The sequence below is a fragment of the Chryseobacterium sp. DT-167 genome (genome assembly GCF_058310155.1).
This window is the reverse complement of record NZ_JBZEEQ010000002.1, coordinates 230,227-243,209: the sequence shown is the minus strand read 5'-3', so window position 1 is coordinate 243,209 and position 12,983 is coordinate 230,227. Positions and strand designations below refer to the sequence as shown.

The 12,983-nt window shown below is 35.6% G+C and carries 15 protein-coding genes and 1 tRNA gene; 10 read left to right on the top strand and 6 right to left on the bottom strand.

All coding sequences use genetic code 11. The features are described 5' to 3' along the window. Positions 1 to 4 precede the first annotated feature (4 nt). Positions 5 to 79, bottom strand: a tRNA-Val gene (locus AC4FQ5_RS03570). Between the two features lie 39 nt (positions 80 to 118). Then, positions 119 to 1,363, bottom strand: a complete 1,245-nt coding sequence (locus AC4FQ5_RS03565) for a bifunctional folylpolyglutamate synthase/dihydrofolate synthase (protein ID WP_491141126.1) — start codon at positions 1,361 to 1,363, stop codon at positions 119 to 121. Positions 1,364 to 1,460: 97 nt separating this feature from the next. On the opposite strand from AC4FQ5_RS03565, the gene AC4FQ5_RS03560 reads away from it, so the two are divergent. The 5 genes from AC4FQ5_RS03560 to AC4FQ5_RS03540 are packed head-to-tail and all read left to right on the top strand — an operon-like array spanning position 1,461 to position 5,686. Continuing rightward, positions 1,461 to 2,807 carry a TolC family protein gene (locus AC4FQ5_RS03560; RefSeq protein ID WP_491141125.1) on the top strand — a complete coding sequence of 449 codons (1,347 nt, stop codon included), beginning with the start codon at positions 1,461 to 1,463 and terminating at the stop codon, positions 2,805 to 2,807. Between the two features lies 1 nt (position 2,808). Further along, positions 2,809 to 3,399: a SprT-like domain-containing protein gene (locus tag AC4FQ5_RS03555; RefSeq protein WP_491141124.1), complete on the top strand. Its 591-nt coding sequence runs from the start codon at positions 2,809 to 2,811 to the stop codon at positions 3,397 to 3,399. A 2-nt stretch (positions 3,400 to 3,401) separates the two neighbouring features. Continuing rightward, positions 3,402 to 4,484, top strand: a complete 1,083-nt coding sequence (locus AC4FQ5_RS03550) for a mannose-1-phosphate guanylyltransferase (protein ID WP_491141123.1) — start codon at positions 3,402 to 3,404, stop codon at positions 4,482 to 4,484. 31 nt (positions 4,485 to 4,515) lie between these two features. Beyond that, positions 4,516 to 5,184: a hypothetical protein gene (locus AC4FQ5_RS03545; protein ID WP_491141122.1), complete on the top strand. Its 669-nt coding sequence runs from the start codon at positions 4,516 to 4,518 to the stop codon at positions 5,182 to 5,184. Continuing rightward, on the top strand, positions 5,147 to 5,686 hold the full coding sequence (locus AC4FQ5_RS03540; protein WP_491141121.1) for a GNAT family N-acetyltransferase: 540 nt from the start codon (positions 5,147 to 5,149) through the stop codon (positions 5,684 to 5,686). Before AC4FQ5_RS03545 ends, AC4FQ5_RS03540 begins: the two co-directional genes overlap by 38 nt. Before the next feature lie 198 nt (positions 5,687 to 5,884). Here the strand turns inward: AC4FQ5_RS03540 and bcp are convergent, their stop codons facing one another. Further along, on the bottom strand, positions 5,885 to 6,334 hold the full coding sequence (bcp, locus tag AC4FQ5_RS03535) for a thioredoxin-dependent thiol peroxidase (protein ID WP_491141120.1): 450 nt from the start codon (positions 6,332 to 6,334) through the stop codon (positions 5,885 to 5,887). A 33-nt stretch (positions 6,335 to 6,367) separates the two neighbouring features. On the opposite strand from bcp, the gene AC4FQ5_RS03530 reads away from it, so the two are divergent. Next, positions 6,368 to 6,988: an endonuclease III domain-containing protein gene (locus tag AC4FQ5_RS03530; protein ID WP_491141119.1), complete on the top strand. Its 621-nt coding sequence runs from the start codon at positions 6,368 to 6,370 to the stop codon at positions 6,986 to 6,988. Between the two features lie 89 nt (positions 6,989 to 7,077). On the opposite strand, the gene AC4FQ5_RS03525 is transcribed toward AC4FQ5_RS03530, so the two are convergent. From AC4FQ5_RS03525 to AC4FQ5_RS03515, 3 genes are all read right to left on the bottom strand, one after another. Then, on the bottom strand, positions 7,078 to 7,527 hold the full coding sequence (locus AC4FQ5_RS03525) for a DinB family protein (RefSeq protein ID WP_491141361.1): 450 nt from the start codon (positions 7,525 to 7,527) through the stop codon (positions 7,078 to 7,080). Between the two features lie 12 nt (positions 7,528 to 7,539). After that, the gene (locus AC4FQ5_RS03520) at positions 7,540 to 8,151 is read right to left on the bottom strand and encodes a S1 family serine peptidase (RefSeq protein WP_491141118.1); all 612 of its coding nucleotides are present in this window, start codon (positions 8,149 to 8,151) and stop codon (positions 7,540 to 7,542) included. A 231-nt stretch (positions 8,152 to 8,382) separates the two neighbouring features. Beyond that, a complete protein-coding gene (locus tag AC4FQ5_RS03515) occupies positions 8,383 to 10,179 on the bottom strand; it encodes a DUF885 domain-containing protein (protein WP_491141117.1) in 1,797 nt (598 codons plus the stop codon). A gap of 168 nt (positions 10,180 to 10,347) precedes the next feature. Between AC4FQ5_RS03515 and AC4FQ5_RS03510 the strand changes: the two genes are divergently transcribed. From AC4FQ5_RS03510 to AC4FQ5_RS03495, 4 genes are all read left to right on the top strand, one after another. Beyond that, positions 10,348 to 10,809 carry a hypothetical protein gene (locus AC4FQ5_RS03510; RefSeq protein WP_491141116.1) on the top strand — a complete coding sequence of 154 codons (462 nt, stop codon included), beginning with the start codon at positions 10,348 to 10,350 and terminating at the stop codon, positions 10,807 to 10,809. Between the two features lie 172 nt (positions 10,810 to 10,981). Next, on the top strand, positions 10,982 to 11,686 hold the full coding sequence (locus AC4FQ5_RS03505) for a MotA/TolQ/ExbB proton channel family protein (RefSeq protein WP_491141115.1): 705 nt from the start codon (positions 10,982 to 10,984) through the stop codon (positions 11,684 to 11,686). A 9-nt stretch (positions 11,687 to 11,695) separates the two neighbouring features. Continuing rightward, positions 11,696 to 12,091: an ExbD/TolR family protein gene (locus AC4FQ5_RS03500; protein ID WP_491141114.1), complete on the top strand. Its 396-nt coding sequence runs from the start codon at positions 11,696 to 11,698 to the stop codon at positions 12,089 to 12,091. Between the two features lie 4 nt (positions 12,092 to 12,095). After that, positions 12,096 to 12,977, top strand: a complete 882-nt coding sequence (locus AC4FQ5_RS03495) for a ferric siderophore ABC transporter substrate-binding protein (protein WP_491141113.1) — start codon at positions 12,096 to 12,098, stop codon at positions 12,975 to 12,977. The last annotated feature ends 6 nt before the right edge of the window (positions 12,978 to 12,983 follow it).

The window sequence follows — 12,983 nt, the reverse complement described above, 5'->3', positions numbered from 1 at the left end:
TTTGTGGGCCCTGAGGGATTCGAACCCCCGACCCTCTGGGTGTAAACCAGATGCTCTGAACCAACTGAGCTAAGAGCCCTAGACGATTTCTCGTTTTGAGTGGTGCAAATATACACACTTATTCTTTATCAGTCAAGTTTTTTGCTAAAAATTCTCCGACCACAAAGTTGCTTCCACCGATAAAAATCATTTCTTCCGGCGTAGCATGTTGTTTAGCAGAAAGATAGGCTTCTTGTACAGAATCGAAAATTTTATAAATTATTTTTTCATCGAGCAGTAGATCTTCATATTCTTCTGGGTGACGACCTCTGTTTATAGAAGGCTTTGCAAAATAAAACTCAGAATTTTCAGGGAGTAGAGCCATTACGTCGTCAATTTTTTTGTCATTCACGAAACCTAATACGATATGCTTGTGCTTTGGAATTGAATTTAATTGTGAAAAAACATATTCTAATCCGGCTTGGTTGTGGGCAGTATCACAAATTACCTGTGGGTTTTGTGAAAATTCAAACCAACGACCAATAAATCCGGTATTCTGATGGACATGCAATAACCCTTTTTTTAAATCTCTATCAGAAATTTTCAGATCTAATTTTTTTAATTCTTCAACTAAACCCACGACAACACGAATATTCTTTTCCTGATAGTTTCCTTTTAAATCTGATTCTAAATCTGATTTTATTTGAGTTGCATCAATGAATAAGGTGTTTTCTTTTTCAGCTTTAGCTTTAATAATATTTTTCACAGCTACGTTATCATCTCCTGAAATGACAGGAACATTACCTTTAATGATTCCTGCTTTCTCAAAAGCAATTTCTTCAATCGTATTTCCTAAAATATTCTGATGATCAAGCTGAGCATTGGTGATTGCAGAAACCAATGGTTTAATGATATTCGTAGAGTCTAGCCTTCCTCCCAAGCCGACTTCTATAATGGCAAAGTCTACTTTTTTCTGATAAAAATATTCAAACGCCATAATCGTTGTAAATTCAAAGAAAGATGGCAAAATGTCTTCCGGAAGTGTTTTAAGCTTTTGAATAAAATGAAAAACAAATTTTTTATCGCAATTTTCACCATTAATTTTGATTCGTTCCGTAAAATCAATCAAATGCGGAGAGTTGTACAAACCAATCTTATAACCTGCTTCCTGAAGAACAGAAGCCAGCATATTGCTTGTAGAGCCTTTTCCGTTGGTTCCGCCGATATGGATACATTTTATTTTTTCCTGCGGATTGCCAAAGAATTCACAGAGCTTTATTATGTTATCAAGACCTGGCTTGTAGGCTTTCTCGCCGTCAATCTGATAATTCGGAGCCTGAACGAAAAGCCAATCGACAGCTTCCTGATATTCTTCGTTTGTCATGATGCAAAATTCCCAAAACTTTCATTAAAATGAAACAATAATTTTTCAAAATTGTAACTTTTTTGAAATCTCAACGTCTAATGGAGAAAAAGCTATAATGAAAAAAGTTTTGATAATTATTTTAGGATTATCTGGTCTCGGTTTAAGTGCTCAGAAGAAGTGGTCTTTGAGAGAATGTGTAGACTACGCAGTAGAACATAATCTTCAGGTGATTCAAAATCAATATTCAAAACAAATTCAGGATGTCAATCTGAAAATTGCTCAAAAAAATTATCTTCCCTCTGTATCTGCAAATATAGGAAACAGTGTAAGCTTCGGGCAGGCTTCTTTAGGAACGGGAAGTATCAGAAACGACAGATTCAGCAATAACGCAAATGTTTCGGCAGATATTTTAATTTACAACAACGGAAGACTAGAGAAAACGGTCAGAAAAACACAGTTTGATGTAGAAGCAAGTCAGTATGATATTGAAACCATAAAAAATGATATTTCTCTTCAGATTGCTCAGCAATATCTGACAACTTTACTTAATAAAGAGATCGTAAAAATTTCTCAAAGTGCCACTGAGAATGCAAAAAAACAGTTTGACAGAGCAAAAATCACTACAGAGGTTGGAACTACAGCTCAGACCATTGTTGCAGAAGCCGAAGCAGCCTGGGCAAGAGAAAAACAAAACCTGAAAACTGCCGAAATCAATGTTGGCAGAAGCCTTTTTGCACTGGCGCAACTTTTACAATTACAGGATTACAAAGATTTTGATGTAGAAAATGTAGAAATTGGTGAGCAACTGAGTCCGCAACTGATTTCTGTTGATGAGGTTTTAAACACCGCTTACGATAGTCAGCCACAAATAAAAGCAGCAGAAAGCAGAATAAAATCTGCTGTAGCACAAACAGAAGTTACCCGCACCGCATTTTGGCCAACGATCACAGCAAGTTTAGGTATCGGAAGTTTTTATAATAACTTATTGAATACAAGCTTTTCAGGATATGATCAGTTTGGAAATGCAACAACAGAACCCAATTTTTTCCGTCAGTACAAAGATAATTTTGGTCAGCAAGGTGGTGTTTCAGTAAACATTCCGATTTTTAACAAAGGAATTACCAAACTTCAGGTGGAACAGTCAAAAATCAATGAGAGTATTGCTAAAAACACGTTAGACCAACAAAAACAGGCGGTGAAACAAAATGTTCAGAAGGCGCAGTTTGATGTTGATGCCAATTATGAAGTTTATTTAGCGGCAGTTGAAGCCGAAAAAAGCACAAAACTGGCAATGGAATTTGCAGATAAAAGCTACGCCGCAGGAAGAGGAACAATTTATGATCTGAATATTGCCCGAAATAACTATGCGAATGCACAAGGTTCGGTAGAACAGGCAAAATATAATTATCTTTTCAGTCTGAAATTATTGAATTTCTATGCAGGAATTCCACTAAGTTTGTAAAATGTCTATTCAGTCTTTAGAAAAATATTTACCCAAAAATACACTAGATCATTTAAGAAATTGGTTTTCGGATCATTCTATTCATATTAAAATTACAAGAAACCGAAATTCTAAGCTTGGAGATTACAGAAAACTTCGGGATCTTTCGCATGAAATAACAATAAACTCGACATTACAGCCGCAACTTTTTTTCTTTGTCCTTACGCATGAGCTGGCGCATTTGATTGCTTTTGAAAAATTCGGAAGAAGAATTTTACCTCACGGAATCGAGTGGAAAGAAACTTTCAGAAGAATGCTTTTGGAAAGTATCGGAGTATACGAAGATGATTTGAAGCCGATTATCATTAAATTTTCAAAGTCTCCAAAAGCCAATTTCATGGCTTCTCCGGATTTGGTAAAATATTTTCATATTGAAAATCATGAAGATGATGAAATCTATGTAGAAAATCTGGTTAAAGGCGACCGCTTCATCTACAGGAATGAAAAGTATTTGTTGGAAGGTCTGATTAAAAAAAACTATCTTTGTCTGAATCTGGCTACAGGAAGAAAGTATTCTTTCAAACCTTTGGCGAGAGTGAAAAAATGCAGTTAAATATGTCAAAATCAGATAAATACTGTGTGATTATGGCGGGAGGAATCGGTAGCAGATTCTGGCCTTTGAGCACACAGAAATTCCCAAAACAGTTTCAGGATATATTAGGAACAGGCAGAACGATGATTCAGCAGACTTATGACAGAATAAGTAAAATGATTCCTGACGAAAATATATTTGTAATCACCAACACAGAATATGTAAGCCTTTCTCATCAGCAGTTGCCCGAGATTCCGCAAGAAAATATTGTTGGGGAACCTATGATGAAAAATACTGCTGCCTGTAATCTCTATATGGCAAACAAAATTGCAGAGATCAATCCTGATGCTACAATGGTCGTTTTGCCGGCAGATCATTTGATTTTAAAAGAAGATGTCTTTCTGGAAAAATTAGAATTGGCGTACGAGCAGGCTTCAGCTCACGATTATCTGGTTACACTGGGCATTACGCCGACAAGACCAGATACGGGGTATGGATACATTCAGTTTGTTGACAAAAAAGATTCAGACTACTTCAAAGTTAAAACCTTCACGGAAAAACCAATTCTTGAAATTGCCAAGAGCTTTCTTGAGAGTGGAGATTTTTTGTGGAATGCAGGTATTTTTATATGGAATGTAAAATCTATCCACAATGCATTTGAAATGTATCTTCCTGAGATGACCCAGCATTTTAAAGCGTGTGAATATAATGCCGATAGCGAAAAAAGCTGTATCGAGCTTATTTATCCTAAAGTTCAGAAAATATCAATCGATAACGGGATTTTAGAAAAAGCTAAAAATGTTTATGTGATTCCTGCAGATTTAGGCTGGAGTGATCTCGGGACATGGACTTCAGTTTTCGAAAACAGCGAAAAAGACGAAAATGATAATTCAATCAATATAAAGAATGTTCTTACCTATCAATCGGAAGGAAATATCATTCATGTCAAAAATAATAATAAAGCGATTGTTATAGACGGTTTAAAAGATTACATCGTGGTAGATACCGAAAAAGTGCTTCTGATCTGTCCGAGAGAGCATGATCAGCTGATCAAAGATTACGTTCTGGATCTCAAAAGCCTTAAAAAAGGAGATAAATTCATGTAAAAACTGGCATAGTTTCTGCCGCATTTTGTTTATGATAAAAAGTACAAAAAAGTTCAGCTTTATTTTATTCTTTTTAGTAGGTGCTTTTGTTTTTTCGCAAGAAAAAAAGAAGTTCTTTAATACTCAAAATGTTCTGACCAGAATTATTCCTAACGACAGAATTGATTTTTGGGTTCTCGTTCAGAATAATTATGGTAAAAATGAAGAAATAAGAACTTCGGGAGCAAAAAAAGATTATGTCCCGCAGTCTTCCGGCTTCAATATTACTCCGACAGAAGACAGCTTTTATTATATCGTATATTCTAAAGGAGGGAATGTGAGTTACATTACTGAAATTGCCGGGCTTAAAGATTTTATAGGAAAAGTTGACAATGCAGAAGAAGCGGCACTTTCTGCTGTTTTAGAAGGGTATCTTATTGATGAGCAGTTCGTAAATGTTGCCGGAAACTATTATGAAGATAAAACCAATTACTATTTAGATTTAGGCAAAGTCACTTCAAAAGAATGTCCGTACGAAAAAAAACATTTTACCCTTACCGTAAATAAAGCTTCATCGCAGATTTCTAATGTGAAAGAAAATGGAACTTACATCGAATTGTACACCAAAAAATGCCCGAATAATCCACGTCTTTTAAAAATCGAAAAGAAAGAAGAACCGAAAGATGAGCCAAAGAAAAAACCTGTCAAAAAAAGAAGATAAGCGTTACGAAACTGAAAGACTGATTATCCGTCCGATGTCTTTAGATGATGCAGATCTTATTCTGGAGCTTTACAATATGCCAAAATTCATCAGATTTATTGGCAACCGAAACATCAATTCTCTTTCTGATGCAGAAAATTACATCAAATCTAAATTTCTTCCGCAGTTTGAAAAATCAGGTTTTGGAAATTATCTTATTGTTTTAAAAGAAGGAAATCAGAAAATCGGCGGAGTCGGAATCTTTGAAAGAGAAGGCTTGGATATCGCTGACATTGGTTTTTCTGTTCTGGAAAGATTTGAAGGAAAAGGATTAATGTTTGAAGCCGCTCAAAAAGTAAAATCAATCGGGATGGATGATTTTGGGTTGACTAAAATCTCAGCAATTACTACAAAAGATAATTTTTCTTCTCAAAAATTAATCGAAAAAATAGGTTTAAAATTCCAAAAATACGTCACGCTTCCCAATGAAACTGAAGAGTTGATGTATTATGAAACTGAATGATTTTTTAGGCTGTCTTTATAGGTTCTAATTCTTTTAAGCATTAAGTTTGTCATGCTGGAAGGAGCTCAATCTCGCATTTTTAAGCAATATCGTAAATGTAAAATTCTTCGTGCAGATTCCTCCGGAATGACAAACAAAGTGTAGCTTAGTTCATTCTGAAAGGATCTCAAGACACTGTATGTAATTCTTCTATTTAAATTAACCCTCCAAAATCTGTTCAGCCGCTGTTTTTGAAGTTACTTTCTCAATCACTCTTGTACAGATTCCTTTTTCATCAAAAATAAATGTTGTTCTTACAATTCCCATATAGGTTTTTCCGAACGTTTTTTTCTCCTGCCAAACCCCGAATTTCTCGATAATATCATGGTTTTCATCAGCAATCAGGTCGTAAGGAAATGAAAATTTATTATGAAAATTCTTCTGTTTCTTTACAGAATCTCCGCTGATTCCCAAAAGCTGAAAGCCTGCTTTTTCCAGTTGAGAATAATTATCGCTGAGATTACAGGCTTCAACCGTACAAGTCGGAGTATTGGCTTGTGGATAAAAGAAAATAACCAGTTTATTTCCAATTAGTTTTTCCGAATTTACGGTTTCTCCATCCTGATTGATTCCTTCAAAATTGGGTAATTTGTCTCCTACTTTCAGCATAATGATTTATTTTTGTTCAAATTTAATGGTTACATGACAAAAAAGCAAAGAGCAGAGCTTATTCAGAACGAATTAGAGAGATTATATCCTACTGTTCCTATTCCTTTAGAACATACAGATCCGTTTACTTTGATGGTTGCAGTGGCACTTTCTGCACAAACGACTGATAAAAAAGTGAATCAGGTGACGCCAGAATTGTTCGCTGTAGCAGGAACACCGCAAAGAATGGCAAAACTTGAAGAGTTTCAGATTAAGGAACTCATCAAAGAAATCGGACTATCCAATACCAAAGCCAAAAACCTGAAGAGAATGGCAGAACTTCTTTTGGAAAGACACGATGGAGTAGTACCTCAAACTTATGAAGAACTGGAAGCTTTGCCCGGAGTTGGTCATAAGACGGCTTCTGTAGTCATGAGTCAGGGTTTTGGATTTCCTGCTTTTCCGGTCGATACACACATTCACAGACTGATGACGCAATGGAAGTTAACTTCCGGAAAAAACGTTGTAGAAACGGAGAAAGACGCCAAAAATATTTGGAAAGAAGAGGTCTGGAATAAACTACACCTTCAGATTATTTTCTACGGACGAGAATATTCTCCCGCAAGAGGAAAGGGTGAGAAAGATTTTATAACGAAAATGTTGTTTGAGAAATAAAAAGATTTTGGGCAGCCGTAAAATTCCCCTCCTTTGGAGGGGTGGCGAAAATTCGAAGAATTTTTGACCGGGAGGTTAAAGAATAAACTTTAAAAGTTATCCAACAATCTGCGATGATAATTAATCTGCCCTAAATGATAACTCAAGTGCCCAAATAAATGAATTAGAAAATATTCCGTTGTCATTGTATATCCTAATGGTTCAACGGGATATTCTTTTCCTAAATCTTCTTCAGAAAGTTGGTTAAGTGTTGCAATAACCACATTTAAAGTTTCTTCAATTTGTTGAATCAGTTCAGTTCTTGGAATGTTTTTTAATGAAAACTCCTCTTCACGATTTCTTATATATCCTGAATTTCCGAGGATTGCTCCAAAAAAATGTTTAAGATTTCCCACCAGATGAAGGCAAAGATTTCCTCCGGAATTTAAAATGTTTTTATCAACTTTCCACAGAGATTCTTCATTTTGGTAAGATTCTATTTCTGTTTTTAACTTGTTTAAATCTCTTGTGTAAAGGGATTGTAGACTTTCTGTTATCATCATTTTTTTAATTTAAACTAAAGCTTTAATATTAAGGTCTATTACTTCAATAATTTTATCAAAAGGAATACAAACTGAAAAACCAGAATTTGATACCTCAGTATTTTTTATTCTTTCACGATTATTGTACCATATGGTCTCATAAGGAATATACTTTGATACCAAACCAATTACTCTAAAATAACCGTCTTCTCCTTGTTCAACGATAGGTCCACCAGAATTCCCCTGATAAGAAGGACAATCAATAATAAATGTCTCTTCATTGAGATTTATTCCTGAAACAATTCCTTTTCTGATAAGAGGTTTAGTAATGTCAAAATATTTACTATTAGTTAAGCCTAATGAAGTTGGATATCCCATTAAATAAACTTCATTTGCAATTCCTATTTCGTTTAATCTTCTAGTAGCTTCTATGTCTACAGAAGTTATGTGTTCTGTTGTCTCTTGTGTGATAATAACTGCATTATCTAATTCTAGAGTTGTGGGACGTTTATGTTCCCCTTTTTCCTCTTTTAAATGTTGTGTAATTTTGTTTAAATTGTTATACTTAGCTAAAAAAATTATACAAACATCAGAGTTTAAAGATGTAAAAATTTTTGCTTTTTTTAAATCAACCTCAAACATAACAATTCCATTTCCTAATGGGGATGATGGGCAATTAATAATAAGGGTTTCTCCATGTAATTTATTATCTCCATCATAAAAGACATGTTTTGCTGAGACTAAAAAATTATAACCATTATATTTGAGTCTAAAGCCAGATCCTCTGGACTTAGTGTTATCAATAGAAAGTAATACGGAGTATGAAAAATTATCATTATGAATAATTGGTATTGTTCTTTATTTAAATTGGTTTTACTTCTGCTTCTTCGCCCAAAGCTCCATCTTCCTATTCAAAACATCCAGCGGAAGACAACCCTGACTTAAAAGCTCATCATGAAATTTTGCAAGATTAAATTTATTTCCAAGCTGTTTTTGATATTGTTCTCTCAATTCACGAATTCTCAATGAACCGATTTTGTAGCCCAAAGCCTGTCCAGGCATTGCCATGTATCTTTCCACTTCTGCAGTTGCGCCAGCTTCGTCGTACGCGATGTTGCTCAAGAAATATTTAATAGCTTCTTCACGTGTCATTTGTCCGGTGTGAATTCCGGTGTCGACAACCAAACGAACGGCTCTCAACATTTGATCGCTTAAATATCCCATCTTTTGGTAAGGATCTGTGTATAATCCAAATTCAGGTCCCAAAGTTTCACAGTAATGAGCCCAACCTTCACCATAAGCACCAAACCAGCCAAATCTCATAAACTTTGGAAGCTTTGTGTTTTCCTGCTGTAGAGAAACCTGATAATGGTGTCCCGGAATGGCTTCATGTAAGAAAAGTGATTCCATGCCTGAAGTGACGTTGAATTTTGTGGGGTCAGGAATTGGCATATAGAAAATTCCCGGTCTTTTTCCGTCAGGAGTTCCCTGGATGTATTCTGCACTTGCACTTGCCTCTCTGAATTTTTCGGTTTGTCTGATCTCAAATTTGGTTTTCGGCGTGACACTGAACATGGTTTTTAACTTCGGCGTTATTTTAGCTAAAATTCCGTTAAAGCCATCTAAAACTTCTTTTGAAGTCTTATAAGGCATCGCTTTTTGATTTGTTGTTACAGAAGTTATGAATTCTTCAAGAGTTCCGTTAAAACCAACCTGCTGTTTTACTTTCTCCATTTCAGAACGTAGCATGGCAACTTGTTGCAGCCCGATTTTGTTGATTTCTTCAGGTGTTTTGTTGGTGGTTGTCCAGCTTTTTGCGTAAAACTTGTAGATTTTGTCTCCTTTTGGGAGATGGTTGTAACCGTCTGTTTCTCTGGATTTAGGCAAGTATTCTTTCTCCAGAAAATCTCCCATTTTGGTGTAAGCCGGAATGATGTTTTTGGCAACCGCATCTTTGTAAAGATTGGTGAATTTTTCTTTTTGTTCAGTAGTGAAATTTTTAGGGAATTTTTTTACCGGACCTGAGAAAATATTTTTTTCAAAATCTGGAGTAATGATTTCTTCGGCTCTCATCTGAGGAATCATTTTCAGAACGAGTTTCTTGGGAAGAACCATTTTACCGGTTATCCCTTCACGGAAATTTTCTGTCGCAGCATTCATCCATTCTGGAAATTTCTCCATTCTTTTCAACCAGTCATTATAGTCTTTTTCGGTATTAAACGGCTGGCTTCCTTCTCCGCTTCCATATAATGGAAAACTTAGCGGAAGTCCACCAAACTGTGTGAATGGAATATATTCCGGATGATATTCGTAGGCTTCTATTTTATCTTTTAAAGTATAATCCAAAACATCAAAGATCACTTTATCTTCATCCGAAAGACTTTTATAATCAACATTTTCAAGCTGATTCTGTACAGAATGATAAAACGCGACTTCACCGGAAATAAAATCTTTATCAATATTGACCGGTAATTGATCGTTATATCTTAAATCTCCCTGCGAAGTGGCTTCCAGAGGATAAAGCTTTAAATATTGCTCGTAATAATTCGCAGCTATAGAATCAAGATTGGTGGGAGTGATTTTGGTTAAAGGGGAGTCAGTTTTTCGGCATGAAGCCAGACTTACTGCTAAACCTAATCCTAATAAGGCCTTTGATATGATGTTTTTCATTTTGAAATCTTTAAAACACAAAAATAGAGAATATTAGCACATGATCGATTTGAAGAATTGCTATTTATAAAAAAATAATTTTGAAAATATTTTAAACATTCATACAATTTTTTATCTTTGCGTGAAGCGTTTAACAATCATAGTATTACAGTTCTTTTTTAAGAAATAATGAAAGGGATTTTAAAAATTTACCATCCGGACGAAACATTGAAGTACAATATAAAAAGCACTTACTGCAAGGCTGTTTATAGTAATCAAAAGCATTTTCTAGAAGTAGAGATCATTACGGATGACGGTTTAGATCATGTAGATGATGATTCATTGCAATACAATTTTCCACAGCTTTCGCTGGAGATCATTGAATTTCCGATAGATTCTTCTGAAATCGAGGGAAAAACATTTGAAATCAATGATTCTGATGACGAAGTGTATACAGAGGTAAACCTGTTTGATGATGAAGATGCTTTTATATATGATAACGAGCTTTGCTTTGAGAAAAATGAACAAGACGAGCTTCAGGTTGTCTGGAAAGGAAATATCGACGACTTCTATACAGGATCAGATGATCCGCTTCCTTTCAGATTGAAGTGTGAGTTTACGCCGGACGAAATTATTGTAGACGAAGACTAATTGTCAGCCAAATAGTAACCAAATTTCTTTTCAAATATATTTTTTGGAAAGAAATTTGCTGTTTTATGCGGAATGTTTGTTTTGAAATCATACTTTTAAGCTTATTTTAAGATAAGTATTGATAATATTCCTTTATTTTTGTCGTTTAAAACCATTATAAATAAACAAATTAATGCTGCTAACGGAACTTACTCAGATTTTATTTGCACAAGTTGCTGCGCCAACTGTGGTTGCTGACAAACTTGAATTTTCATTTTGGGATATCCTCTTTCATGGAGGTGCTTTTGCTAAAATAGTAATGGTAACTGTTCTGACTTTAGGAGTCTTCTCAGTATATCTTTTCTTTGAAAGATTTTTCTACATCAGAAGAATGACGACAAAGACCGATTCGAACTTCATGAATAATATCGAAGACTTCATCAGAGACGGGAAAATTGAAGCAGCAGCAGATTATTGCAAAACTCAGAATTCTCCGGAATCAAGAATTTTAGAAAAAGGAATTTCAAGATTGGGAAGACCGGTTTCAGATATTGTAAGCGCAATGGAGTCTCAGGCTCAGATTGAGGTTGCCAACATGGAAAAAAACCTGAATCTTTTGGCGGTTGTTCCAAGTATTGCGCCGATGTTAGGACTTTTGGGAACCGTTATCGGGATGATCATTGCTTTCTTTGATTTATCACATGCTGAAGGTGCTTTTTCTCCAAAAACTTTATCTGAAGGTATTTATACCGCATTAGGACAAACGGCAGTTGGTTTGGCAGTAGCAATTCCGGCGAACTTTTTCTACAATATTTTGCTGACAAGAATTGATAAGTTCGTTTTGAGAACACAGAATGTTTCGGGAGAATTTTTAGATTTAATTAATAAACCTTTGTAATATTCACAGATGAAAATTCAAAGAAGAAATAAAGCACATCCGGAATTTAGCTTAGCAGCGATGACAGACGTTATTTTGCTGATGCTGATCTTTTTTATGATCACCTCTTCGGCAGCTAACCAAAGTGCGATTGATGTGAAACTTCCTCAGACGGGAAGCGTGGAAGATAATATCCCGAATCCGATGACGGTAAGTGTAAAACCGGACGGTTCATATTATGTTGATGATAAACCGGTTGCAAGAGAATTGGTAGAGCAGACGATTGTAAGTGATCTTAACAGCAAATCTGCAAAGTCATTTACCATCAGAGCAGACGAAAATACAATGCACAAAGATGTGGTTTTCTTAATGGAGATTGCAGAAAAGCATAAACTGAATATTGCCATTGCAACAGTAAAAGAATAAAAAAATGAGAGGCTACGCAATAAATAGGGGTGATGAAAATAAAGATAAGGTAAAAAGTGCTGTGCTTTCTATCTTGATCTGGTCTGCTATTTTATTATTTGTTTTCATCTACAAAATGAAACCTACAGAGCGTCCTAAAGATACAGAAGTAATAACGACAATGCTCGTCAATTTTGGAGATAACAGAAACGGCGCAGGAATAGAAGAACCCGCAAATCAGGAAGGAAGTTTGGCTGCAAAAGCTGAAGAGAACGCGCCGGAGCCTGTAGAAAATATTGTTTCTGAACCAAAAACAGTCATTACTCCGGAACCAAAACCTGAAACCAAAAAAACGGAGGTAAAAGATAAAATTATTACCGGAACTAATTCTAAGGTTACGGCTCCAAAAAAGGAAGATTCAAAAACGAATAAAAAATCAACAGCAAGTTCCACTACAAAAACTAAAGCTAAAAGTTCTGCCACAACCGCCAATTCAAAAACAGGAAATGGTGACGGAAAAGGAACTGCCGCAATCGGAAATTTAATTAAAGGTCGTGGAACAAAAGCCGGAAGCCAGGGAACAGGTGACGGAATTGGAAATGATGGTGATCCTTTAGGCGGCGATGGAAACGGTGACAGCAAAGTAGGAATCGACAGAAGATTGGTAGGCTACATTCCAGGAACGATGGGAAGAGGCGGAGCGCAACCAAGTCACAACTGTACCGCAGGAGGATCAATTACGATTTCCTATACTGTGGATAAAGCCGGAAATGTGGTTTCTGCAAGACGATCAGGAGGAGTTTCAGATCCTTGTGTGGTTTCTACCTCGGTTTCTTGGGTTAAGAAATATGTAAAGGCGGAGAAAGCGAGTGTTTCTTCCACCGGAAGTTATAAAATTTCATTCTAAAAATAC

Coding starts and splice junctions, on each gene's coding strand:
- AC4FQ5_RS03565 (WP_491141126.1), bottom strand. CDS start 1,363: ATGACAAACGAAGAATATCAGGAAGCTGTCGATTGGCTTTTCGTTCAG.
- bcp (WP_491141120.1), bottom strand. CDS start 6,334: ATGCTGAAAGTAGGAGACAAATTACCCAATTTTGAAGGAATCAATCAG.
- AC4FQ5_RS03560 (WP_491141125.1), top strand. CDS start 1,461: ATGAAAAAAGTTTTGATAATTATTTTAGGATTATCTGGTCTCGGTTTA.
- AC4FQ5_RS03520 (WP_491141118.1), bottom strand. CDS start 8,151: ATGTTTGAGGTTGATTTAAAAAAAGCAAAAATTTTTACATCTTTAAAC.
- AC4FQ5_RS03500 (WP_491141114.1), top strand. CDS start 11,696: ATGAAAATTCAAAGAAGAAATAAAGCACATCCGGAATTTAGCTTAGCA.
- AC4FQ5_RS03530 (WP_491141119.1), top strand. CDS start 6,368: ATGACAAAAAAGCAAAGAGCAGAGCTTATTCAGAACGAATTAGAGAGA.
- AC4FQ5_RS03515 (WP_491141117.1), bottom strand. CDS start 10,179: ATGAAAAACATCATATCAAAGGCCTTATTAGGATTAGGTTTAGCAGTA.
- AC4FQ5_RS03495 (WP_491141113.1), top strand. CDS start 12,096: ATGAGAGGCTACGCAATAAATAGGGGTGATGAAAATAAAGATAAGGTA.
- AC4FQ5_RS03550 (WP_491141123.1), top strand. CDS start 3,402: ATGTCAAAATCAGATAAATACTGTGTGATTATGGCGGGAGGAATCGGT.
- AC4FQ5_RS03555 (WP_491141124.1), top strand. CDS start 2,809: ATGTCTATTCAGTCTTTAGAAAAATATTTACCCAAAAATACACTAGAT.
- AC4FQ5_RS03510 (WP_491141116.1), top strand. CDS start 10,348: ATGAAAGGGATTTTAAAAATTTACCATCCGGACGAAACATTGAAGTAC.
- AC4FQ5_RS03525 (WP_491141361.1), bottom strand. CDS start 7,527: ATGATAACAGAAAGTCTACAATCCCTTTACACAAGAGATTTAAACAAG.
- AC4FQ5_RS03540 (WP_491141121.1), top strand. CDS start 5,147: ATGAGCCAAAGAAAAAACCTGTCAAAAAAAGAAGATAAGCGTTACGAA.
- AC4FQ5_RS03505 (WP_491141115.1), top strand. CDS start 10,982: ATGCTGCTAACGGAACTTACTCAGATTTTATTTGCACAAGTTGCTGCG.
- AC4FQ5_RS03545 (WP_491141122.1), top strand. CDS start 4,516: ATGATAAAAAGTACAAAAAAGTTCAGCTTTATTTTATTCTTTTTAGTA.